Raw genomic sequence first — 23,679 nt, 5'->3', positions numbered from 1 at the left:
CACAAGGACTTTTCAATAAAATCGACACAAACAGATTGTCAAAGAACAGCTTAAACTGCCTTCTTAATGAGCTGACGCTGCTTTGCCTTTTCCTATTATTCTGCACGCTGTCTATATTAATAATAAGAAAAAGATTTTGAAACAGTCATAATAAAACAGAAAATCCGTACCTTCATACAGATACGGGTTTTCTGCTTTTTATGGTTTGATAAATGATTCTCTTTTGCAACATAAAAATAATTATAGCTGCAGTTGATTTATTGTCTGAATTATAACGGCAGTCATTTTCATTATGTTCTCCTTCTATTCCTTACTTCTCCTTTTGACTTTCCTGTTTTAATCCGATACGATTGCCTTAATTACATAAGAATAGGAGAAACGAAAATGGCAAAGAAAAATAGATTCATCGCAACCGGTCTGATTGTCTTATTGATATTCTCTCTTATCTTAACAGCATGTAGTTCTGATCAAGAAACGGTAACGTATCAATTAGAGGAAGGCAATAATTCGATTGAAACAACCTTTGTTGCAGATGATGGCGAAATCACCGAACAGTCCAGCCGGAGTGTCACTTCCTACGACAGTATCGAAGGCATTGAATCACAAGAAGAAGCAGAAGCTCTCCTTGTTCCTTCTGCCGAACCTTTACAAGGCATTGAAGGTCTGGAATATAATCTCGATTTTGAAGAAGATCAATTTATTGAAACAATTACAATTGATTTCGCAGGCGCTGACCTTTCTGAGCTTCCAGGGCTAGATGAAGTTATAGACAATGAAGAAGAAAATTTAAAACTTGATGATGCTGTAGAATCTTTGGAAGAACAAGGATTTGAACAAGTAAAAGAGTAATTAGCAAAGCCGGCTGTAAGAATAACATCTATACAGCCGGCTTCTATCTATTCCTCTACCTCTTCCCCGTTACAAAAAAATCACTTTTTCCATCTATCATGATATCTTTAAAAATATCCTGTACCATTTCATCCGTTAACGGTATCTCCCGTAAAAAGTGAAGATCGTTAAAATGACAAGATTTCGCTTCATCATGCGGATTCATCACGTAGATGGTATATGCTTCATCTGTAAAACGAAGGATTCCCAATACATCCTCCGTATGGAAAAGAATAAAATCACCATATTTTAATGTGTTATTTTGTTTTCTTTCCGTAACCCATTTTTGACAATGCTTAAAAATATCTTGATCTATATCTTCCCAGGGGAAAAATTTACGGTTATCCGGATCCTGCTCTCCAGTCAAACCAGCTTCATCGCCATAATAAAGGCAAGGGATACCCGGAGCAATCAATAAAAAGCTTAGGGCAAGCTTCAATCTCTCCCTATCTTCTCCCAGAAATGTATAAATTCGTTTTGTATCGTGCGTGCCAATATTATTCAGATTATTGAAGAAAATATCTTCCGGATAATTTTCATGCAGCTGTGTCAATCTCTGCGCAAGCTCTTTGGGGGATTTTTCCAATTGCAGCAAGTCTAACACTGTGTTTCGGAAAGGATAATTCATCACACCATGCAGATGATTCCCTAAAATGTATTCTCTTCGCTCATCATAGGAAATTTTATTGGAAGCATCCTCCCAAACCTCCCCGATAAGCACTTGTTCTGGATATTGGTTCAGCTTATGGCGAATGCCGGCTATGAATGCATCCGGAAGTTCATCGGCAACATCCAAACGCCAGCCGTCTACACCCAGTTTACTCCATTTATCAAGAACACTATCATCCTCTCGATAAATATAATCTTGAAATTCCTGATTGAACTTATCCACTTCCGGCAGATCATCAATGCCCCACCACGATGCATATTTATCAGGATATTCACTGAATGTAAACCAAGGATAATAACGGCTGTTCCGGTTTCGATACGCTCCTTTATCTTCACCATAAGTGCCGTCGTAATTAAAATAGACACTGTTCCTTCCTACATGGCTGAACACGCCATCCAAAATAACATGAATTCCTTCTGCATGCAGGTTGTCTATAATTTCCTGAAATAATGTCTCATCGCCAAGCATCGGGTCGACTTTCATATAATTTGCTGTATCATAACGATGATTGCTTGCAGCTTGAAAAATTGGGTTTAAATAGATGGCATTGATACCTAACGTTTTTAGATAAGGTATCTTCTGTCGAATTCCTTCTAAATTTCCACCATAGAAATCCCAGCGGAGAATTTCTCCTTTTAATCCGCGAACATACAATGGCGTATCACGGGTATCTCCATAAATAAAACTATTCCGCTTCGGGGCATTTACTTTCCCATCTGGATTACCATTATAAAAACGATCGGGAAAAATCTGATAAAAGACAGCCTCCCGATACCAATCAGGGGTTTTTTCTTTCTTTTCAAAGCAGGTCAGCTGGTAGGGAATAACTTCGTGTTGCTCCTCATACAGCTTCCCTTCTCCTTTTACCTCGCTTGCCCCCCAAAATGCGGTCAGTTCCTCACCGTTATCTTCTTTCCACGTTATCGAAAAATAGTAAAAATAAAGACCTTTTCCTTCATGGGGCGTATAGATACAGGAGAAACAATGATCCCCCGCATCTTTCATGGAATAGATTTTTTCCTCCTGTGTTCCATTTTCTTTTCGAATCCTGCATTGTACATCGATTACTTGATTTTCATGGACGTCCACCTGAAAGCAAACCTGATCTTCAGGCCGAACTGCTCCAAACGGTTTTTTATACGCACTTAACCATGAATTATAATAAACATGCGGCATAGTCCTATCCTTTCTCTGTTAAATACAAGTTCAAAAAGTTTGATAAAAATGACTAAGAAGTTCAAGGCGATGCATTTTTTACGAACGGACTTGCGCGTGATGTGATGACTTCTGTGTTGTCCACAGGACGTGGACGGTTTTAACAGAAGTTCCTCTATGCCTTTTAATACGTGAGTATCGGAAAAAATGCGTCAACGCAGAAATTCGCCGTGTCATTTTTGTTGAACTTTTTGAACATCCTCTGTCACAAATGAATCTTTTGGCTCAACCTTCCATATATCCTCCGCATAACGACGGACAGTCTCATCAGAAGAAAACCTGCCGGCATTAGCGATATTAATCAAACTCATTTGCTGCCAGAAAGTTTGATCTCCGTAAGCTTTATCTATTTCTTCCTGTGCCTTCACATAAGAATCAAAGTCTCGCAGAAGGAAGTATTCATCATTATACTTAATGAGCGAATCAAAAATTTCTCTGCCTTCATAAACAATGTTTGGAATGGTACCATCAATAAATGCGTTTAACACACGACGGATAACCGGATTCTCATCATACATTCTCTGGGCAGAATATTCCTGGTTTTCATAATATGCATAAACCTCTTTCTCTGTGAGTCCGAAGATATAAATATTATCATCACCAACTGCGTCCCGGATTTCCACATTAGCTCCATCCAACGTAGCGAGCGTAATGGCGCCATTCAACATCAGCTTCATATTACTTGTACCGGAAGCTTCCTTCGATGCAAGCGAGATTTGTTCACTGACATCTGCCGCCGGGATAATTTTCTCTGCTAAACTGACATTATAATTCGGCAAGAAAACAATTTTTATCTGATCATTCACGTCGGGATCATTATTGATTAACTGTGCAGCTTCGTTAATACATTTAATAATTACTTTCGCATAATGATAGCTTGGTGCTGCCTTCGCTCCGAAAATAAACACGCGTTTTTGCATATCTAAATCTGGATTCTCTTTTAAATCCTGATACAGCTTGATAATATGCAATAAATTCAATAGCTGACGTTTATATGCATGCAGCCGTTTAATTTGTACATCAAAGATAGCATCTGCGGAAACATCAATTTCCGTTGTTTCCAAAATATAATCAGCCAATGCTTGTTTGTTCATTTTCTTGGCTTGCGCTAATTTTTCCAGAACAGTCTGATCCGATTGATAATTCATCAACAACTTCAAATCACCTGGATCTTTTCGCCATGTCTTGCCTATTGCTTCATCCAGCACGTGTGACATTGGTTCATTCACAATTTGTGACCATCTGCGCTGCGCGATCCCGTTCGTTTTATTATTAAACCGATCTGGATAAATAATATAGAAATCATGCAGAACAACTGTTTTTAATAAATCCGAGTGCAATTTTGCCACCCCATTGGTACTATGGCTTCCGATAATAGATAAGTGTGCCATATGCACCTGCCCGTCACGAATAATCCGCGTATTTTCTACCAAGTCATACGGATGTAATTCCTGCATAGTGTGTACATATCGCGCATCAATTTCTTCTATAATTTGATACATACGCGGCAAAGTACGTTTCATCAGATCTATCGACCATTTTTCCAATGCTTCTGCTAAAATGGTATGGTTAGTGTAACTCATAACTTTAACCGTAACATCCCAAGCCTGCTCCCAGGACAATTCTTCTTCATCAATTAAAATCCGCATCATCTCTGGAACACATAAAGCAGGATGGGTATCGTTGATATGAATGGAGACATATTCGCTCAGCTTCGAAATCGGCTGCTGTATCCGTTTTTTATAATGGCGGATAATACTTTGGATTCCTGCTGATACAAAGAAATACTCCTGTGTAAGCCGGATTAACCGCCCCTGCTCATTGGAATCATCCGGATACAGCACCGCTGTTAAATCTTCCAACTCTCTGCGTCCCTGTATACTTTGATATTTATCCTCTTCCGAAGCAGGAATTTCTACAGACCACAAACGCAATGTGTTCACAACATTGTTTTCATAGCCGACCATTCCAGTATCATAAGGAACAGCTCGAAGGATTTGCTCGTTTTCATATATCGGTTTCAATTTACCTCTTCCATTGTCAGCCAAATAAACATGTCCGCCGACTCGGACCTCTACTGCCTTGCTTTCTCTGCGAATCTCCCAAATATTACCGCCCTGTAACCATTCATCAGGGAGTTCTACCTGATAGCCATCCACAAAACGTTGTTTGAAAAGGCCATAATCATAACGAATACCGTTTCCGTTTCCCGGAAGTCCACAGGAAGCGATAGAATCCATAAAGCAAGAAGCCAATCTTCCAAGGCCGCCATTTCCTAATGCCATGTCTTTTTCTACTTCTGCCAGATTGTCTAAATCTATTCCCAGCTCTGCCAAAGCTTCTCTCGCTGTATCTAACATACCTAGATTTAATAGATTATTTTTCAGCATTCTCCCCGGCAGAAATTCAATCGAAAAATAATAAACCTGTTTCTTTTTTTTGTCCACATATTCCTTCCATGTATCGCCCCAAGCATCTGCATAGCGTGCTTTTACCAAAGCTCCCAGCGTATAAAAAATCTCCTGTTTTGCCGCGTCCTCCAGCTCCATCGCATAATTCTCTCTTAACCTCTGTCTTAACTCTTTTTTAAACGTTTCTTTATCTAAAGCCATGTATTAAGCTCCTTCTCTGCATTATCTAAGTGACACTTTAAGTACTTCTACCCCAAAAACAAAAATCTAATCCTGCTTCTGGCTTTTTTCTTGGAAAAGTCACTTATCGCACTTAAACCGATGCTGATATGTTTTTAGCCCATTTAAAATCGCACCTTTTTTGCACATACGCTGCTTTATAAAAGTTCTTTATAAAGCAAATGGTACTTATCACTTGAAAGTTCCCAGCTGAAATCTTGCACCATCGCAGTTTGCACAAGGTTCTCCCATACATCCTGCTCCTCTTGGAAAACATGCACTGCTTTTTTCAAAGCTTCCATCATATAGTATGGCGTAAATAAAGAGAAGCCAAACCCAGTTCCTGTTTTTTCAATGGGATTATATGGTTCTACTGTATCTTTCAGACCGCCTATTTCATGAATAACCGGCAGCGTGCCATAGCGCATCGAAATAAGCTGTGATAATCCGCATGGTTCAAATTTCGAAGGCATTAGAAAGATATCCGCACCCGCATATATTTTTTGTGCCAGTGTCACATCAAATGTAATATTTACCGCACACTTATTCGGATACCACTCAGAAACCAACTGAAATGGATGTTCTAAGGAAGGATCTCCAGTTCCCAGCAGCACAAATTGGACGTCATATTGTAATAAGTTCTCTAATTCTTCCAGGACAAGGTGAAAACCTTTCTGGTGGGTCAAACGGCTGACTACAGCAATAATCGGAACATCCGCCTTCACAGGAAGCCCCATTATTTCCTGCAGCTCTTTCTTACAAGCTTTTTTACCTGTTAAGTCCGCCGCAGAATAAGGAAGTTTAAGTGCCGGATCAGTTTCTGGATCATTCATGTCATAGTCTATCCCATTTACAATACCGGACAGTTTTTGCCGTTCTTGTCTGAGTATGCCTTCTAAACCATTCCCAAATTCACTGGTTTGAATTTCTCTTGCATAAGAATGGCTGACCGTATTTACTTTGTCCGCATATACAATACCGGATTTCAGAAAATTAATGTCATCCTCAAAGCGAATCGTTCCGTCTTGATATTTCCTGTCGCCGACTCCGAATAAATCAGACAGCACTTCCGGATGATAGCGTCCTTGAAATTCAATATTATGAATCGTTAAAACCGTTTGGATGTCTTGATAAGCTTTTACCCAATGATATTTTTCTTTCAAGAGAAATGGCACCATCGCCGTATGAAAATCATGCACATGAATAATATCCGGAATGTAATCAATCACTTCCATCATTTCAATCAATGCCAATTGAAAGAAAGCAAAACGTTCGCCATCATCATAAAAACCATATAGATCATCCCGGTTAAAGTAGTATAAATTATCGATAAAATAGTAGGTGACCTGGTCTAATTCTAAGCGTTCAACGCCACAAAACTGGCTTCTCCATCCTACATCAATAGAAAAAGAGGCTATATGTTCGAGGCGCTCCCTATATTTATCCGGCATGCTTTTATGAAGCGGCAGAACAACTGCCGCTTCCACATCTTTTTTTACTAATTCTTTTGGGAGCGCACCAATTACATCTCCGAGTCCGCCTGTCTTGAAAAAAGGAGCACACTCCGCACTGGCAAATAATAATTTCATACTTTTCCTCCTTCTTATCTCTCTAAATCACTGACTGCTACTCCGTTAGCAAGCATATCATTGGTCACATGCTGATATTTTTCAATAACAATTGGGTTGTCTTTAGTTCCGATGATTTGTACGCCCGGATCGACGACAACTTCCTTATCCAAAATGGCATTTTTTATCTTTGCCCCCGTACATATTTTTGCACTTGGCATAACAATCGAATCGATCACTTCTGTTCCTTTATCTATTACGGTGCCTCGGGAAATAGAGGAGCCTTGCACTTTCCCTTCCACAATGCAGCCGGTTGCGAATTGGCTGTTATTCACTTCTGAAGACTCTGAATAATACGTTGGTACTTCATTTTTTAATTTTGTATATATTTTTTGGTTCGAATATAAAAGGGAACTAAACTTTTGCTGATTCAACATATCAAGTGATGCGTTATAGTATGAATGAATATCAAATATATTACTTAGATAACCGGTATGCTCATAGCTGGAACTTTTGACAGTATGAATTTTTTTGCGCAGGAAATCCTGAATATCCGCAGGCATTCCTTCATGCTGTCCTTCTTTTAGTTCCCGAATCAGCCAGTCTGTCTGCACAATATAAATATCCATGCAGAGATTCTCTTGTTCCGCAGTCTGCAGATGCTCCATATATGGGCGCACTTCCGTAATCTGGCCATTATCTGTCAGGGATAATACAGCATCTGTCTGGCAGATTTTTTCTGATTCCACCTTTTTGTAAACGATGGTCATTTCATTGTTTTGCTGCTGATGAATTTTTAAAACAGCACGCAAATCAATATTACAAATCATTTTACTGCTCATATATACGGTATATTCGGATTTAGACTTTTCAAGATAATCGATCAGCGGGCGGTAATAACTCTGATTATGCGCCTTTAATTTCAAAAAGTCCTGGTACAGATGGATAAAAAAACGATTATGGACACCATCCAGGTTCCATTCTTTTCCTCCGCCGATATGGTCAAATACAGATTGCGTCTCCCCTTCATTAAAAATCATGTATACCGTATTTATATTGGCGTTCACAATACTGGACAACGGGAAATCAATCAATCTGTATTTACAGGCAAACGGCAGGGTTGCTAATGGTCTCTCATTGGTTAATGGAAGTAAAGCATTATAGCGTTGAATATTCCCTAAAATGGCACAAATTTTATTAGTCCTCATCTCTCGTCACTCCAATCACTTCAGAATAGCCTACTACCCCAACCTCATCTGTGCCGTCAATTACCGTATTATCACCGACAACGGCATCTTCTCCAATAATTGCCCGGCGGATGCTCACATTTTTTCCGATACTTGCTCCCGGCATAACGAAACTATCAATAATACTCGAACCCTCTTTCACCTGTACGTCATTGGATAGAATACTATTTTCAATATGTCCTGCCACATAACAGCCGTCTACAATTAAAGAATCTGTGACAGAAGCTGTATCCGTTAAGAAATTTGGAGGCGAAATCGTATTTCTGGAATATACACGCCATGTTTTATCACGAATATCCAAATTCATCTCCGGATTAATAAACTCCATGTTTGCTTCCCAGAGTGAATCAATCGTTCCGACATCCTTCCAATAACCAGAAAACTGATACACAAATACATTTTCTCCGCCTTCTAAGTAAGAAGGAATAACATGCTTCCCAAAATCCAGCATATGGTCATCTTTCGAATAGCTGCTTAACAGAACCTCACGCAACCTGGCCCAGTTAAAAATATAGATGCCCATGGATGCCAGATTACTCTTCGGATTTTCCGGCTTTTCTTCAAATTCAATAATCCGGTCATTCTCATCTGTATTCATGATTCCAAAACGGGATGCTTCTTTTTCAGGAACCTCCAGCACAGCGACGGTTAAAGCAGCATCATTCGCCTTATGCGTCTCCAGCATTTCTTCATAATCCATCTTATAAATATGATCTCCGGATAATACAAGCAAATATTCGGGGTTCATCTCATCAATATAAGCAATGTTCTGATAAATAGCATGTGCTGTCCCTTCAAACCATTTACCGCCTTCTGACCCGGCATAGGGCTGCAAAATGGTTACGCCAGAATTGATTCCATCCAACCCCCAGCTTGTCCCATTATCGACATGATTGTTTAACGCCAGCGGCTGGTATTGTGTTACCACCCCTACATTTTTTATACCGGAATTGGCACAGTTACTTAAGGTAAAATCAATAATACGATATCTTCCTCCAAAGGGTGCGGCCGGTTTTGCGATATTTTTTGTCAGTTTTCCTAATCGCGATCCCTTTCCTCCCGCAAGAATCATTGCTAGCATCTCATTTTTCATATATTCGGTGAAAGCAGCCTTTCACCTTTCCCCCTTTCGATTCCTTCTTCCAAACGGATTGCAAAAGTAAATCTTGGTTTCTATATAATATCTTTCTAGCAACCCGATTAAGAGCCGCTAAAAAGGATATATTCCATGATGAAAAACTACTTAGCAGATGGGCGTGTTCGCGGTATTTTGATAGTATCTGGCTGTAAAATTAATGCGCCCAGTGCCGGTACAACGGTTTTAATTCGATATGGATACTCTTTAAAACGAACTTCCTCTGTCAGTTGATCCGGATTATGCACTTCCCAGGTCCCTCCAAATGCTTCCATTTCTGTATTCCATATTTCTTTATAGCTCCCTTCAAAAGGGACACCAATAGGAAAATCATGACGCTCTACAGGTGTCATATTCAAAATAATAATCAGAAAATCTTTTTTCTTCTTACTTTTTCGAATAAAACTGAGGACAGATTCGTCTCGATTGTCTGCATCAATAATGGAAATGGTGTCATAACTTTCTTCCAGCTCCCACAATGCCGGTTGCTCTTTATACAATGTATTTAAACTGGAAGTAAAATGCTGCATGCTTTTGTTAAGCGTGTCATCTAAATCACGCCATTCTAATTCTTCATCATATTTCCATTCTAAGAATTGTCCCCACTCACTGCCCATGAACAAAAGTTTTTTTCCTGGATGTGTCATCTTATACGTATACAAATTACGCAATTGTGCAAATTGTTTATATCTGTCTCCCCACATCTTATGCATCAAACTCTTTTTCCCATGAACAACTTCATCGTGAGAAAGGGGCAAAATAAAGTTTTCCTGCATCATATACATAAAAGAGAAGGTAATTAAGTTAAAATGATCTTTTCTAAAAACTGGATCCATTTCATAGAATGTAAGCACATCATTCATCCACCCCATATTCCACTTATAGTCAAAACCTAGCGCACCTGTTTCAACTAATCCGGTAATCTGCGTATCGGATGAACTTTCTTCTGCAATCATAATTGCCTCTGGATGGGCCAGTTTGACAACTGCATTCAGTTTCTGCAGAAAATAGTAGCCCTCATAGTTCCGGTTTCCACCTTCATGATTCGGTTCCCAAGGACCATCATCATAATCTAAATAAAGCATACTGGACACAGCATCCACACGAATACCGTCAATATGATACATCTCTAACCAGAACAGCGCACTGGAAATAAGAAAGGATTGTACTTCTGGTTTGCCTAAGTCAAAATTAACCGATCCCCAGCGGATATTTGCTGCCCGGTCCGGATTTTCGTATTCAAATTGCGGTGTGCCGTCATATTTCGGCAAAGCATCATCATTAATACAACAGTGGCCGGGAACCCAATCCACAAACACGCCTATATTATTTCTATGGCACTCCTCTACAAAATCCTGAAATTCTTCTGGTTTACCGTAATAAGAACTTAAAGCAAAATAACCTATCAATTGGTACCCCCAAGAAGCTCCAAGAGGGTGTTCCATTAATGGCATAAATTCAATATGGGTGTACCCCATTTCCTTCACGTAAGGAATTAATTCTTTCTTTAAATCTGCAAAAGAATAAGGCGTGCCATCCTCATGATGTTTCCAGGAGCTGGCATGTACCTCATAAATATTTATGGGACGCTTAAAATAATTAGAACGTTTTTTTCTTCCGTACCATAAGCCGTCCTTCCATTTTTTCTCCTGGACATGATGGATAACAGCTGCATTACCCGGTCTTTTCTCGAATGCAAATGCAAATGGATCAATTTTGTGAACTTCCCTTCCATCTGCCTGCCGGACTTTGTATTTGTATAAATCATTTTCGGCAGGTTTCACGGTGAACACTTCCCAATAGCCATAGGATTCATTTTTTTGCATCGGCAAAGATTCGTCCCAATCATTAAACGTTCCGACCAGCCATACCTGTTGTGCATTCGGAGCCCAGACGCGGAAGACAAAACCTGTCTCCCCGTCCTGCTCGATCTGGTGATATCCAAAAATATGCTGGCTGTAAAAATTTTCACCTGTATGGAATCTTTTTACTGCGTCCTCTATTTCCAATTCCAAATACTCGTTTGTTTGCATTTCTCCATTCACCACCCATTAAAACTTGTTCCTAAAGTTATTTTCAGTTGGTTACATTGGTTATTTCAGAAATGGCTGCTGAATAAACTTTGATTTTTTCTTCTGCCGCTTCGTCACTTCCAGCTTTTACACCGATATAGAATTTAATTTTAGGTTCTGTCCCGGACGGACGTGCAGCTATCCAGCTATCATCTTCCAAGAAGTACTTTAATACATCGGAGGAAGGAGTATTCATCGTTGTCACTGTTCCGTCTGCATATACTTTTTCCTGTAATTTATAATCCTCTGTACTAACCACATTTGCACCGCCGAAAGTTGTCGGAGGTTCTTCGCGCAGCTGCTTCATTAAGGCTGCTATTTTCGCTGACCCTTCCAAGCCGCTCATCGTTATAGAAATGGTTTTTTCTTGGAAGTATCCGTATTCTTCAAAAATGTCTCCCAGTGCATCATACAAGTTTTCACCTTTTTGTTTGTAGTAAGCAGCTACTTCCGCTATCAGCACAAGAGCCTGAATCGCATCTTTATCTCTGACAAACGGTTTTACCAGGTAGCCATAACTCTCTTCAAAACCAAATAAAAATGTTTGTGAGCCGTCTTCCTGGTATGCTTGAATTTTTTCAGCGATAAATTTAAAACCCGTAAGCACATCCACCATTTTGGTGTTGTATTTTTCAGCAATAGCAGTAGAAAGTTCACTGGAAACAATAGATTTTAATACCACGGCATTTTCCGGCAATGTCCTTGCTTCTTGCCGTGCTTTTAAAATGTAATCCTGCATTAACGCCCCAATTTGGTTCCCGCTGAGCACTTTGTATGTTTCATCGGGCATTTTGACAGCGACGCCCATACGATCGGCGTCCGGATCAGTTGCAACCAGCAAATCCGCTCCCTCTTTTTCACCTGTTGCAATAGCATATTCAAACGCGGAATGCTCTTCCGGATTTGGAGATTCAACTGTAGTGAAATCCGGATCAGCAACGCTTTGTTCCGGAACAAATGAAAATCCGGTAAAGCCGGCTTGCTCCAGTGCTTTTTCTCCGAGCATTTTCCCAGCACCATGCAGCGGGGTGAAAACAAGCTTTAAATCTTTTCCTTCTTCTCTTACCAGTTCTCTATTAATCGTTACCGTATCTATTTCCTGTAAGTAAGCATTATCTACTTCTTCGCCAATAATTTGCAGCAATCCTTTTTCTTTTGCCTCATCTTCCGGCAATACGTCTATCTGCAATGGATTCTCTACAGCGCGTACATACGATGTCAATGCATCCGCATCTTTTGGCGCCATCTGTCCTCCGCTTTCGCCATAAACTTTATAACCATTGTAGTTTGCCGGGTTATGCGATGCCGTAATCATGATTCCTGTCAAAGCATTCAAGTGCCTCACCGCAAAGGACAGCTCTGGCGTCGGCCGTAATGATTCAAATACGTAGGATGGAATACCATGATTTGCAAGTGTTTTAGCAGCTTCCAACGCAAATTCAGGTGACTTGTGTCTGGAATCATAAGCAATCGCCACTCCTCTCGATTTGCTCGCTCCTGAAGTACTTTCCATAAACCGGGCCAAACCCTCTGTAGCTTGCCGCACCGTATAAATGTTCATCCGGTTAATTCCCGGCCCCAATATGCCACGCATACCAGCAGTTCCAAATTCTAAAGGTTTTGAGAAAGCGTCTTCTAATTCCGCCTCATTGTTTAATAAACTTTCCAGCTCTGCTTTCAATTCTTTGTCCAGAGACTCTTCCTTTTTCCATTGTTCATAGGTGTTTTGAAATGACATAAACACGCCTCCTTCAACATTAAACAACGCACTGGCTTACTGCTAATAAGAATCAAATCCGTCCATCCTCTTTCGTATCGGAAAATGGATATATAAAAAAACACCGCTTCAACCCCATCTTTATATGTTGTTCATATATGGAATGGTTCCATGTTATAAGTGATAACACGTCTGCGATGTTTACGATTGGATGATATAATTCTTTGAAATAAAGCCTGTCCTCTTCAGTTGTTATGCAAGCCATCTATTTAAATTCAGATATAATATCCGAATTTTCTAATTTCTACGCAAGAAACAACAATACCTCCCTACAACTGTAAGGATTTATTTCTATATAGCAGTAAACAGGTTTCTTGAGTTCATTATACTATAAAACCTTACATAATTATACATTGAATTTAAGAAAAAGAGATTAAATTCATAATATGAATATATCAGTTACAAAGAAACTTCATTCTGCAGAGAAAATATCCGCAGAATGAAGTTTCTTTATTAGTTAATATGCTAATGTTTGTTGCTCCTGAGAATCTTTTTTACCGTGTAACATGGTATATAATCCGGTCGTTACTAGTACAACGATACCTAATATAATATAAAGACTGCTGTATCCTGTAAGTGGTGTGACAAATCCGAGTAAATATGGTCCAAATCCTAATCCGCCGTCCAGGAAGATAAAGAAAGTGGATGTTGCTAACCCCATACGATGCGTCGGTGTCATCTTGATTGCAATGGCCTGCGTGCAGGATTGCATATTACCAAAGCCAAGCCCGATTAGAACTCCTGCTAATAACATGGTAAACCCGCTCTCAGCAAAACCTAACAGAATCATACCAATCGTGAACAGAACAAATGCCGGGTACATCACGATATTAGCACCTTTTAAATCAATCAGGCGGCCTGTAAATGGACGAGACAACAATACCGCAATCGAATAAACAAGGAAGAATACACTGGCAACACTGACAAGGTCTAACTCAATTGCATATGAGTTGAGGAAGGACAGCACACTGGAATAACATAAAGCCAAAATAAGCGTAATAATCGCAATTGGCACAGCCCTAGGCTCTACATAATGTGAAATTTGGAATCCTTTCTCTTCTTTTTCAGCTTCGGTTTCATGAACAACTGGCACTCTCACGAAGAAGGCGGTTAGAAAACTGAATATAGCGATGGCTAAACAAAGCAGAAAGATACCTTGCATACTGGTATGCTGACTCATATACAAACCAACAAACGGCCCTAATGCAGTGGACAGCGTCGCACTCATACTATAGTAACCGATTCCCTCGCCTTTTCGTTCAGCGGGAATGATTTGTGCCACAATCGTACCGGTTGCTGTACTTCCAAATCCAAGTCCAATACCATGGATAAATCGGTTAATTAGTAAAAAGCCAATTCCAAAATTAAAGAAATATAACGAGGTAGCTAAAATAAATATAATAACTCCGATAAATAAAGTCGTTTTCTGACCAATTTTATTAATATAACGGCCGATAACTAGACGTCCGACAAGCGCCCCGACAATAAATATACCGACGACTAACCCTGATTGGCTTGCAGACGCATTAAATTCTTCTGCTGCGTAAACACCCATTACCACAACAAGCAGATAGAAAACTAACGTCAATAAAAAATTAATAGCGGACACGATAATAAAATCTTTTGTCCATAACTTCGATTCATTACTCACTACGAAACCCTTCTTTACGTTCAATATTATTTTCAATTCTCCTTAAAAATTGAAAAGCAATTTGCTTATCTTCTTCTGTTAACCCTTGGGTAAAACTGTGTTCCAATGCGGTGATTTCTTTTCTGCACACTTGATACACACGCTTTCCTTCCGAGGTCAGTTCAATCACTTTCTCTCGCCGGTTTGTACTTGGAACTTCTCTAATCAATCCTGTCTCCTGCAGTCGGTGCACACGTCTTGTAATACCTGGCTTTTCGACTTGATAATAATTAGATATATCAACAAGCGTTGACTTCCCGCTATCTTCCAGATAAATAATCACTTGCCACAAAGAATAAGAAAGCTGATATTTTTCCAAAAGATCATTTAAATGCTTGGTTAACAGGCGATGTACACGTATATAGTGCCGAAATAATCCTTCCATTTGCTGACCTCCGTATTTGATTAACTTGGGTAATTATTAACCTAGGTAACTATACAGCTTATTTATCCTGCTGTCAAGAGGTGTCATGAAAAAGCGGATGATTAGCTCTCATAGCAGCCGCAGAAAACTGCTATGAGAGGATATTCAAATAGGTTACTTTTTTCGTATCATTTTGCGAATTTCTCGAATATCTTCTGGCCCAGTCCGGCAACATCCGCCAATAATGGTTGCCCCTGCTACAGCCCAATCTGCAGCTGCTGTATTTATTTGCATAGGCTTGCTTCCATACCAATTCTTAGTCTCTGGATCATAGTCTTCACCAGAGTTCGGGTAAATGATAACAGGTTTTGATGTATTTTCTTTTAATTCCTGAACAGCATCATGGACCAATTCTGTTGACACACAGTTCACACCCAGCGCAACAATCTGACTGTAATCGTTTAAAATCTCCGCGCATTCTTTTAAAGCATTCCCTTCACTAATATGTGCAGCATCTTTCAGCGTAAATGTCACCCATGCTGCTATATCCGGAAATTCTTGCAGCAATTCACTGACCACTTTCGCTTCTTGCAGGGAAGGTATCGTTTCAACAGCTAATAAATCCGCACCTGCTTCCACGAGTGCCTCTATGCGAGGTCTATGAAAATCGTATAAAAGCCGATCACTAACCCCGTAATTTCCAACATACTCGGAACCATCTGCAAGATAAGCTCCATACGGCCCGACAGATCCAGCAACCAATGGATAGGGACGATTCATATCCGCATTTTCCTGCCAATAATCAGACCGCGCCTGCTGCGTAAGTTCTACAGTCTTTCTTATTAACGTTTTTGCTTCTTCTTCACTGATTTCGCGCTGTTTGAAGCCTTCTATACTTGCTTGGTAACTTGCCGTAATACCAATATCAGCACCCGCTTTAAAATAAGCATAGTGAACTTTTCTGATTTTTTCCGGCTCATCAAGTAACACACGGGCTGACCACAAAGGATCTTCCAGATTACAGCCCAGCTTTTCCAGCTCCGTAGCTAATGCGCCATCTAATAGGATCGTATCAAATTGTTTCCGTATTTTTTCTATTGAATTTAACTTTATCATCAGCATCACCTCCAAATCTTTTTTTATTAGCTTATCTGCATTCTCCACTTTCTGCAAATGCATTTTATCCATCACTAATATATGAACGGTTTTTGAATCGTTCATTGGTTCTAGTTCTGTTAAAATAACAAAAAAATTTCAAAAAGTCCGTTAAATAGAACCAAACCGGTTAAGAACGCGACGTCTCCGCCCCGTCGGAACAAGCACGTCAACTAAAGAATTCACCGCTCCATTCGTATTGGTTTTTTTGAACATCCTTTTATAGGAAATATCACCTTGCATGACGTGTAAAATTCTCTGTCCAGTGGTATGTTATATATATATAAAGATTGTGAGGGATGATATATGAAACTTGTACTGATTAGACATGGACAGAGTGAATGGAATTTATCCAACCTCTTCACCGGCTGGACAGATGTCGATTTAACTGATCATGGCGCTGCCGATGCAAGACATGCCGGACAAGCCTTACAACAGCATGGGTTCCAGTTTGATGTGGCTTATACGTCTTATTTAAAAAGAGCAATTAAGACACTAAATTATGTATTAGAGGAAACCGATAACTTATGGATCCCTGTTCTTAAATCCTGGAAGTTAAACGAACGCCATTATGGTGCTTTACAAGGATTAAACAAACAGGAGACAGCAGAAAAATACGGCGATGAGCAGGTGCATATCTGGCGCCGCAGTTTCGACACAGCTCCTCCGCTGTTAGAAAAAGAAGATGAGCGCTATCCAGGTCATGAAGCGAAATATAACGAACTGCAAGAGAAAGACATTCCTCTCGGTGAAAGCTTACAAACCACTATTGAGCGGGTTATCCCTTACTGGGAAGAAGAAATCAAACCCGTTGTCAAAGCGGGTAAAAGCGTCATTATTGCAGCACACGGAAATAGTTTAAGAGGTCTGATGAAATACCTTGAAAATATCAGTGATGAGGATATCTCGGATGTATCGATTCCTACAGGCGTACCGCTTGTTTACGAATTAGATGATGATTTGGTACCTGCTAAAAAATACTTCCTGGACCAAGAAGAATAGTGATAAAACGAAACGTCATTCAGCTAAGGAGCTGAATGACGTTTCACTTTACAATCTGCGCGCACTCGTATCCGGTCCAATATAAATATTACGTCTTCCTCTTCCTGTTTGAATTGTTACCACATTGGGGTATGGCTCTGCCAAAATATCATAGGTCAAGCCGCCAAATGCTGCTGGAGTTAACTTCCAGTCACTGTTTTTCTTCACAGGGGTAACATTTAACCGATATGTGCGCCATGTAGACGCAGAAGCTGGTAGATGAACTCGCTTGGCTGATGAACTGGAAGACGTATTACCAGAAGTTCCTCCAGATCGAATTGCTCTTAATAACCGTGTATTTTGCGCAGCAGTCCCCGTATAATTCTGAATACCATAAGATCTGGCCAGCCTGGAACGATTCGAAAAGCTGGAATCTTCTCCGATGGATTTCAAATAATCAACAATGGAATTCGTTTGATTTGCTCCACTAGAAGCGTTTCCTTGGTTATTATTGGAATTACCCGAAGAACCGGAACTGCTTTTAGAAGATAATTGAAGTACCTTCGCAATACCTCTTGCATGACCTAACGCAATTTGTTCTAAAAAGGAATCTGATTTTAACTTTGCCGCATCCGCCGCATTGTCGATAAAACCATTTTCTGTTAAAACAGCTGGCATTGCTGTTTCCCGCAACACATGAAAATTGGCCTGCTTTCTGCCTCGATTTTGAAAGTTCACCTGCTTCATAATCTCGTCATGCATCATCTGCCGGTATCTTCCTGTTGTTCCTCGGTTAGAAAGGCTGGTATAGATATAATCCTCGTACCCTCTGCCTCCCCCTGCATTAATATGAACGGATACATAGTAATCGGCACCCCACTGATTTGCATCATTGGTACGTGCAGACAATGACACTGTCCGGTCGGTTGTACGGCTCATCCGGATTTGATGCCCCTGATAACGATTATTCAGGATATTTCTTATCTTCAAAGCAATCGCCAACGTTACTCTTTTTTCCTGTAATCCCTGCCCTGCCGCTCCTGTATCACTTCCGCCATGTCCGGGGTCCAAGTAAATTTTCGCCATGTGACTTTCCTCCCTTCACTTTAAGATATTAAAAAAAGAGCTTGCCCGTATGGACGTGCTCCTTGAGGTAATTGCTGATTTGCTATTGATGAAGAAGGATATATTAAGATAAGGAAACTTTTATTCAGCATTTATTACAAAAAAATCCAGCTATTGAAGTAAAATAATCGATAAAGCCCACAGATGCGATACACCTGTGGGCCTTTCATTTCCATCATTCTTTTATTTTGCACTAACCAAAACCTTAGACTGGCTCTTATCATTAAGCAATAATTCAAAGCCTTCTTCTACGATATTGTCCAAATTTATTTTATTCGTCACTACTTTTTCAGCTGGAACTTGTCCGCTTGCAATTAAATTGATAACACGATCGTAGATATTCGAATAAGCAAGAGAGAATTTAATATTTGCTTCTTTAATGGTAGAAGCAAATGCATTTATCTCCGGATTTTGACCAAAAATAGCCAGCACACAAACTGTACCTGTGCGTTTAATTGCTTCCAGACACGTATCAAATGTCGGCTGCACACCTGCGCATTCTAAAGCGACATCAACACCGTCTCCATTTGTATCTTCCATGATTCTTCCAATCACATCGTCTTCCGCAGGATTTAAGGTTGTTACAAACCCAAACGATTCTGCTAATGCTAAACGTTCTTTGGAAACATCACTGATAAAAACCTTACTTGCACCGGCTGCCCGTGCAGTTAACACAGTTAATAACCCAATTGGACCTGCTCCAGTTACCAATACCGCATCGCCCGCTTTCACATTTGCTAATTCGACACCGCGGTACGTTACTGCAGTCGGCTCTACAAGAGCTGCCTGTTCCAATGTCATATTATCCGGGATACGATGACAGTGTTGTTCCTCGAATACACAGTATTCTGCAAATCCGCCATCATCTGCAAGACCAATAAAGGCAGCATTACTGTTTCTGCATAAATGATAATTTCCTTCACGGCATTCTGTACATTCCCCGCAGCGAAGGTTAGGCTCAATACAAACTCGATCACCTGGTTTAAATGAGGTAACATCGCTTCCAACTTCTGTTACCGTCCCGCTAAACTCATGTCCCAATGTTAACGGAACTTGTCTATTTGATATTGGGTGCGCTTCTGTAGGGATACCGACAAAGTGAGAATAAGCGTGTAAATCTGAACCACAGATTCCTGCCCAAGCGACTTCTACCTTTACGTCTTTGGCTCCGACTTCTTTTACATCAACATCCTCCACACGGACATCTTTTTCCGCATAAATTCTGGCTGCTTTCATAAAAATTCCACTCCCATTCTTTCATTAATTGTGAAAGGCAGAGTTTACTTTCATAAAATGGAAGGGTTCTTCTCCCCCTTCTCGTAAATATGCTCTGTCTACAAATATATTATACCATCTACCTAGTAACATATATCTGCCATCATCCATTATTCATAAAAATGTCACCTCATGATGGGAATAGTGTGCTAAAAATAACAATCAATATCCGGACATGTTCAAAAACCGTACGATAAGTGCGTGCTTATCATTTCACCAACCTGTTTAGCTACCTGCTGCATATCGCCGCTAATCTCTTCTAAAACATATGATTCTAATACCCCCATCACTGCAGTACCTAAAAATTTCACAGCAATCTGTCGGTCTATTTGTTGATTTAGAGATGATTCTGACAGTTTCTTATCTATTTCCCCCATCACAAAGTGAAGCAAACGATGACGAAAAGAGACTGTATTGGCACTTTGAAATAACGAAGTAAAAAATGCTTTATGCTTCTCAAAATATGCAAACCAGATAATTGTCCCTTCTACCAATCCTTTATCCTTCTTTTGCTCACATATTTCTCTTAATTGTTTTAAATGCTCATCCATAATCTTATCCAGCAGATCGTATTTATCAATATAGTGTAAATAGAATGTTTTCCTGCTTAAATCTGCCTGCTCCGTAATATCTTTTACGGTAATATTTTCAAAACCTTTCTCCAAAAGGGCATCAAGGAAAGCTTCGCGAATGGCTTTTTGTGATTTCACAATTCTTCTATCTATTTTTTCTGACATCATTTCACATCCTTTATGACACATATTTATACAGATGGGTATTAGTATACACACCTACACAGATGGTTATTGAATGTAGCTTGCATACCCTTTATATTAGTTCACACAAGGTTAATAAGCAACATAATTGTATTTCATTTTTGAAAGGAGACCTTATACAATGCGTTTCAATAAAAAAGCAATCACGTTTTCGTCAAATAGCATCAATGTAGCAGGGTTTTTAAACACACCTGAAAATACTAGCAAAGCAACACCAGCTCTTGTTTGTGTACACCCCGGAAGCAGCTGTAAAGATCAAACTGCGGGAATTTATGCAGAAAAATTTGCGGAGCTTGGTTATATCACGATTGTCTTTGATGCTTCTTATCAAGGAGAGAGTGGTGGAGAACCCCGTTATACAGAAGATCCGTCTGCACGTGTGGAAGATGTTCGTTCCGCTGTAGATTATTTAACAACATTAGATGTTGTTGATAATGAACGTATCGGTGTACTCGGTGTTTGTGCTGGCGGGGGTTATGCTGCCAATGTAGCAATGACAGAAAAACGTATCAAAGCAGTCGGTGTCGTTGCAAGTGCAAATATCGGCAGATTGTATCGAGAACAAAACCCAATTCAGACATTGGAACAAATCGGTGAACAGCGCACCGCTGAAGCAAACGGAGCAGATCCCCTGATCACCCAGTGGATTCCGAATAGTCAAGAAGAAAGAGAACAAGCCGGCATTGATGATATCGACATTAAAGAAGCAATTGATTACTACAAAACGTCAAGAGGCCAGAGTTCCAATTCTCCAAACAAATTAAAATTCACAAGTATGGAAAAGGTTCTTGCTTTCGATGCTTTTCACTTAGCAGATCAACTGCTTACACAACCATTACAAATTGTTATCGGCAGTGTGAAAGGCAGCTTCGGCTCTTACTCTGATGGGCACGAACTTTATGAAAAAGCAGCGTCTGCCGACAAGGACATTCTCGTGCTTGATGGCGTAACACATTATGATTTATATGATCAGCCAGAACCTGTTGAAAAAGCAGTTGACAAGCTGGAAACATTCTATAAACAATATCTTTAAGAGGATATTTAAGAAACAAAAAAACTCGTATCTTCCACTAGATACGAGTTTTTTGTTTCTATATAACGTGAAATGACTATTTTATCGTTGTTTTAATTATCTCCAACTAAATCCATTGCCTGCTGCAAAACTTTATCGCCCTGCATCATGCCATATGCCATCTGGTCAATTACGGCGACTTTCACACCCTGCGGCTCCAGGTTTTCTTTGATTTTCCCTTCTAAATAACGGACTTGCGGACCTATAAGCACTACTTGCAGTCCTTCCAGATGATTTTTCAGCTGCGATTCTGCTACCGCTTCAATATCCGCCTCTACATGCTGTGCTTCAGCCGCTTCTTTCATTTTTTTCACAAGCATCGACGTAGACATTCCTGCAGAACAAACTAAGCGTATTTTCATATCATTTTCCCTCCAGGTGATTGATTTTTTGATGCATATCGATCATTTCAATGGCCAAATCCTTTACGGTTAACGCATTCATTAAATGGTCTTGCGCATGTATCAGGATAACGGAAAGTTCTGTTGTTTCACCATTTGCCTCCTCATGAAGCAAATTCGCCTGCATCTGATGCGCTTCGGTGAATGCCTCACCCGCTGACTCCATCTTTACAGCAGCTTCCTCAAACTGTCCTTTTTTAGCCAGCAGCAAGGCTTCCATGGCATCTGACCTCGCATTCCCTGCATGTAAAATCATTTGAAAGGAAAGCATCTGCACTTCTTCCTTTGTCATCGTCATATTTTACCTCCCATCTTCTCTTTCATCGCACGAACACCTGCCATAATAAATGGTATATAAATCGTCACCGCCACAGCCAAGTTAATAAGCTGCAGAATAATTCCTCTGACGCTGCCGCCGGTTACTAAATAACCACTTAAAATCGGCGGTGTTGTCCAAGGCAGAATAGCTACTGTTTTCGGTACCAATCCAGTAGATAATGCAATATAAGAAAGCACCGTTAACGTAACCGGAACAAGAATAAACGGAATCAAGAAAATCGGATTTAACACAATCGGCAAACCAAAAATGACCGGTTCATTAATATTAAATAATCCTGCTGGAGCAGACACTTTGGCAACTTCCCGATATGGGTGATTTTTCTCTCTTCTTATCACAATAAAGATAGCTATTAAAAGCGCAATCGTTGTACCTGAACCTCCCATAAAGACAAAGGAATCCAAAAAGGGTTTGGTCACAACGTTCGGTACATCAAACGCAGACATCCCCTGTTGGAAAAGGTTTGCATTTTGCTCAATTAGAGGCAGATATACCGGCTCAATCACAGACCCAATAATATTTGTTCCATGCAAACCGAAGAACCAAAGTAAATGATTTAAGAAAGAAACAACCATCGCCGCGGGTAATGTATTTCCAAGTCCTTGCAGCGGTTCTTGTATTGCATTAAAAATAACTTCAAATATACTGATACCAACAAACACTGTAATAAATGCCTGAAATAGACCCACTAATGTAAGAATAATCATCGCCGGAATTAACGCAGCAAAGGAACGGGTTACTCCCTCAGGTACGCCATCAGGCATCTTGATGGTAATATTGGCTTGCAGAAGCATACGGAATAATTCCGTTACGATTAGTCCTACAATAATAGCTACAAAAAGTCCTTGCGCTCCCAGCCAATTCATATTCAGCCCGAAATCTTCCGTCACTGGTACAAGTATAATATAGGAAGCGATGGATATTAAACCCGCAGATAGTCCGTCGATTTCATAAGACTTAGCTAAATTATAAGCGATAGTAAATGAAATAAGTAGTCCGATTACTGCAAACGTAGCGTTCCAAATACTACCCCCGACTGTCTGCCAATTTCCTTCTCCAAAAATATTATTTAGTATAGCGACGACATCAAAGGTGCCAAACGCAGGAAAATTATTTATTAATATTGCTAATGACCCAATAATAATCAAAGGCATTATCGCTACAAAACCATCACGAACAGCAACCAAATGACGCTGAGAACCAATACGGCCGGCAATTTCAATGAACTTCTGTATAAATGTTTGATTCATTTTTCTTCCCCCTACAGGTTAAGTTGTGGTCGAATGAAACCTTATTTAGTA

At 39.9% G+C, this 23,679-nt stretch carries 18 protein-coding genes and 1 pseudogene; 3 read left to right on the top strand and 16 right to left on the bottom strand.

Annotation, left to right across the window (positions count from 1 at the left end; all coding sequences use genetic code 11):
* Positions 1–384: 384 nt before the first annotated feature.
* Entirely contained in the window at positions 385–849 is a 465-nt protein-coding gene (locus ACFQ19_RS02555) for a DUF1307 domain-containing protein (protein ID WP_379590400.1), read from the top strand.
* Between the two features lie 55 nt (positions 850–904).
* Here the strand turns inward: ACFQ19_RS02555 and ACFQ19_RS02550 are convergent, their stop codons facing one another.
* The 10 genes from ACFQ19_RS02550 to mmuM all read right to left on the bottom strand — a co-directional run bounded on the left by ACFQ19_RS02550 (position 905) and on the right by mmuM (position 16,375).
* Positions 905–2,734: a glycoside hydrolase family 13 protein gene (locus ACFQ19_RS02550; protein WP_379590399.1), complete on the bottom strand. Its 1,830-nt coding sequence runs from the start codon at positions 2,732–2,734 to the stop codon at positions 905–907.
* A 212-nt stretch (positions 2,735–2,946) separates the two neighbouring features.
* Positions 2,947–5,385 carry a glycogen/starch/alpha-glucan phosphorylase gene (locus tag ACFQ19_RS02545; protein WP_379590397.1) on the bottom strand — a complete coding sequence of 813 codons (2,439 nt, stop codon included), beginning with the start codon at positions 5,383–5,385 and terminating at the stop codon, positions 2,947–2,949.
* 176 nt (positions 5,386–5,561) lie between these two features.
* Positions 5,562–6,992, bottom strand: coding sequence for a glycogen synthase GlgA (gene glgA / locus ACFQ19_RS02540; protein WP_379590396.1), 1,431 nt, complete (start codon positions 6,990–6,992; stop codon positions 5,562–5,564).
* 14 nt (positions 6,993–7,006) lie between these two features.
* The gene (gene glgD, locus ACFQ19_RS02535; RefSeq protein ID WP_379590395.1) at positions 7,007–8,179 is read right to left on the bottom strand and encodes a glucose-1-phosphate adenylyltransferase subunit GlgD; all 1,173 of its coding nucleotides are present in this window, start codon (positions 8,177–8,179) and stop codon (positions 7,007–7,009) included.
* Complete coding sequence (locus ACFQ19_RS02530; RefSeq protein ID WP_379590393.1) at positions 8,169–9,311, bottom strand: glucose-1-phosphate adenylyltransferase; 1,143 nt, start codon at positions 9,309–9,311, stop codon at positions 8,169–8,171. The genes glgD and ACFQ19_RS02530 overlap by 11 nt, the downstream gene beginning before the upstream one ends.
* A gap of 146 nt (positions 9,312–9,457) precedes the next feature.
* Positions 9,458–11,386, bottom strand: coding sequence for a 1,4-alpha-glucan branching protein GlgB (gene glgB / locus ACFQ19_RS02525; protein WP_379590392.1), 1,929 nt, complete (start codon positions 11,384–11,386; stop codon positions 9,458–9,460).
* Between the two features lie 43 nt (positions 11,387–11,429).
* Entirely contained in the window at positions 11,430–13,163 is a 1,734-nt protein-coding gene (locus ACFQ19_RS02520) for a phospho-sugar mutase (RefSeq protein WP_379590391.1), read from the bottom strand.
* Positions 13,164–13,659: 496 nt separating this feature from the next.
* Positions 13,660–14,853: an MFS transporter gene (locus tag ACFQ19_RS02515; protein WP_379590390.1), complete on the bottom strand. Its 1,194-nt coding sequence runs from the start codon at positions 14,851–14,853 to the stop codon at positions 13,660–13,662.
* Positions 14,846–15,277, bottom strand: a complete 432-nt coding sequence (locus ACFQ19_RS02510; RefSeq protein ID WP_379590389.1) for a MarR family winged helix-turn-helix transcriptional regulator — start codon at positions 15,275–15,277, stop codon at positions 14,846–14,848. The genes ACFQ19_RS02515 and ACFQ19_RS02510 overlap by 8 nt, the downstream gene beginning before the upstream one ends.
* 153 nt (positions 15,278–15,430) lie before the next feature.
* Positions 15,431–16,375, bottom strand: a complete 945-nt coding sequence (gene mmuM, locus ACFQ19_RS02505) for a homocysteine S-methyltransferase (RefSeq protein WP_379590791.1) — start codon at positions 16,373–16,375, stop codon at positions 15,431–15,433.
* A 342-nt stretch (positions 16,376–16,717) separates the two neighbouring features.
* Here mmuM and gpmA point away from each other — a divergent pair, with 342 nt between their 5' ends.
* Entirely contained in the window at positions 16,718–17,413 is a 696-nt protein-coding gene (gene gpmA / locus ACFQ19_RS02500; RefSeq protein ID WP_379590388.1) for a 2,3-diphosphoglycerate-dependent phosphoglycerate mutase, read from the top strand.
* Between the two features lie 510 nt (positions 17,414–17,923).
* On the opposite strand, the pseudogene ACFQ19_RS02495 reads toward gpmA, so the two are convergent.
* The 3 genes and pseudogenes from ACFQ19_RS02495 to ACFQ19_RS02485 all read right to left on the bottom strand — a co-directional run.
* A pseudogene (locus ACFQ19_RS02495) lies at positions 17,924–18,478 on the bottom strand (N-acetylmuramoyl-L-alanine amidase family protein); the annotation flags it as partial.
* A gap of 222 nt (positions 18,479–18,700) precedes the next feature.
* Entirely contained in the window at positions 18,701–19,753 is a 1,053-nt protein-coding gene (locus ACFQ19_RS02490) for a 2,3-butanediol dehydrogenase (protein WP_379590387.1), read from the bottom strand.
* 218 nt (positions 19,754–19,971) lie between these two features.
* On the bottom strand, positions 19,972–20,529 hold the full coding sequence (locus ACFQ19_RS02485) for a TetR/AcrR family transcriptional regulator (RefSeq protein ID WP_379590386.1): 558 nt from the start codon (positions 20,527–20,529) through the stop codon (positions 19,972–19,974).
* A gap of 160 nt (positions 20,530–20,689) precedes the next feature.
* On the opposite strand from ACFQ19_RS02485, the gene ACFQ19_RS02480 reads away from it, so the two are divergent.
* Positions 20,690–21,601: an alpha/beta hydrolase gene (locus ACFQ19_RS02480; RefSeq protein WP_379590385.1), complete on the top strand. Its 912-nt coding sequence runs from the start codon at positions 20,690–20,692 to the stop codon at positions 21,599–21,601.
* 92 nt (positions 21,602–21,693) lie between these two features.
* On the opposite strand, the gene ACFQ19_RS02475 is transcribed toward ACFQ19_RS02480, so the two are convergent.
* From ACFQ19_RS02475 to ACFQ19_RS02465, 3 genes are read right to left on the bottom strand one after another with little or no spacing between them, the layout of a single operon-like run.
* Entirely contained in the window at positions 21,694–22,002 is a 309-nt protein-coding gene (locus ACFQ19_RS02475; RefSeq protein ID WP_379590384.1) for a PTS sugar transporter subunit IIB, read from the bottom strand.
* Between the two features lies 1 nt (position 22,003).
* On the bottom strand, positions 22,004–22,339 hold the full coding sequence (locus tag ACFQ19_RS02470) for a PTS lactose/cellobiose transporter subunit IIA (protein ID WP_379590383.1): 336 nt from the start codon (positions 22,337–22,339) through the stop codon (positions 22,004–22,006).
* Positions 22,336–23,628 carry a PTS sugar transporter subunit IIC gene (locus ACFQ19_RS02465; protein WP_379590381.1) on the bottom strand — a complete coding sequence of 431 codons (1,293 nt, stop codon included), beginning with the start codon at positions 23,626–23,628 and terminating at the stop codon, positions 22,336–22,338. Before ACFQ19_RS02465 ends, ACFQ19_RS02470 begins: the two co-directional genes overlap by 4 nt.
* Between the last annotated feature and the right edge of the window lie 51 nt (positions 23,629–23,679).

The sequence above is a fragment of the Oceanobacillus locisalsi genome, from assembly GCF_042675985.1.
Classification (GTDB): Bacteria; Bacillota; Bacilli; order Bacillales; family Amphibacillaceae; genus Oceanobacillus; species Oceanobacillus locisalsi.
Note: the sequence above shows the minus strand (reverse complement) of the source record. Positions and strands in the feature narration are given on the sequence as shown.

Excerpts from the sequence above, each read along its gene's own strand:
- ACFQ19_RS02545 (WP_379590397.1), bottom strand. The coding sequence starts at position 5,385 with ATGGCTTTAGATAAAGAAACGTTTAAAAAAGAGTTAAGACAGAGGTTA.
- ACFQ19_RS02465 (WP_379590381.1), bottom strand. The coding sequence starts at position 23,628 with ATGAATCAAACATTTATACAGAAGTTCATTGAAATTGCCGGCCGTATT.
- gpmA (WP_379590388.1), top strand. The coding sequence starts at position 16,718 with ATGAAACTTGTACTGATTAGACATGGACAGAGTGAATGGAATTTATCC.
- ACFQ19_RS02480 (WP_379590385.1), top strand. The coding sequence starts at position 20,690 with ATGCGTTTCAATAAAAAAGCAATCACGTTTTCGTCAAATAGCATCAAT.
- ACFQ19_RS02520 (WP_379590391.1), bottom strand. The coding sequence starts at position 13,163 with ATGTCATTTCAAAACACCTATGAACAATGGAAAAAGGAAGAGTCTCTG.
- glgB (WP_379590392.1), bottom strand. The coding sequence starts at position 11,386 with ATGCAAACAAACGAGTATTTGGAATTGGAAATAGAGGACGCAGTAAAA.
- ACFQ19_RS02555 (WP_379590400.1), top strand. The coding sequence starts at position 385 with ATGGCAAAGAAAAATAGATTCATCGCAACCGGTCTGATTGTCTTATTG.
- ACFQ19_RS02485 (WP_379590386.1), bottom strand. The coding sequence starts at position 20,529 with ATGTCAGAAAAAATAGATAGAAGAATTGTGAAATCACAAAAAGCCATT.
- ACFQ19_RS02530 (WP_379590393.1), bottom strand. The coding sequence starts at position 9,311 with ATGAAAAATGAGATGCTAGCAATGATTCTTGCGGGAGGAAAGGGATCG.
- glgA (WP_379590396.1), bottom strand. The coding sequence starts at position 6,992 with ATGAAATTATTATTTGCCAGTGCGGAGTGTGCTCCTTTTTTCAAGACA.
- ACFQ19_RS02490 (WP_379590387.1), bottom strand. The coding sequence starts at position 19,753 with ATGAAAGCAGCCAGAATTTATGCGGAAAAAGATGTCCGTGTGGAGGAT.
- ACFQ19_RS02475 (WP_379590384.1), bottom strand. The coding sequence starts at position 22,002 with ATGAAAATACGCTTAGTTTGTTCTGCAGGAATGTCTACGTCGATGCTT.
- ACFQ19_RS02550 (WP_379590399.1), bottom strand. The coding sequence starts at position 2,734 with ATGCCGCATGTTTATTATAATTCATGGTTAAGTGCGTATAAAAAACCG.
- ACFQ19_RS02470 (WP_379590383.1), bottom strand. The coding sequence starts at position 22,339 with ATGACGATGACAAAGGAAGAAGTGCAGATGCTTTCCTTTCAAATGATT.
- ACFQ19_RS02510 (WP_379590389.1), bottom strand. The coding sequence starts at position 15,277 with ATGGAAGGATTATTTCGGCACTATATACGTGTACATCGCCTGTTAACC.
- glgD (WP_379590395.1), bottom strand. The coding sequence starts at position 8,179 with ATGAGGACTAATAAAATTTGTGCCATTTTAGGGAATATTCAACGCTAT.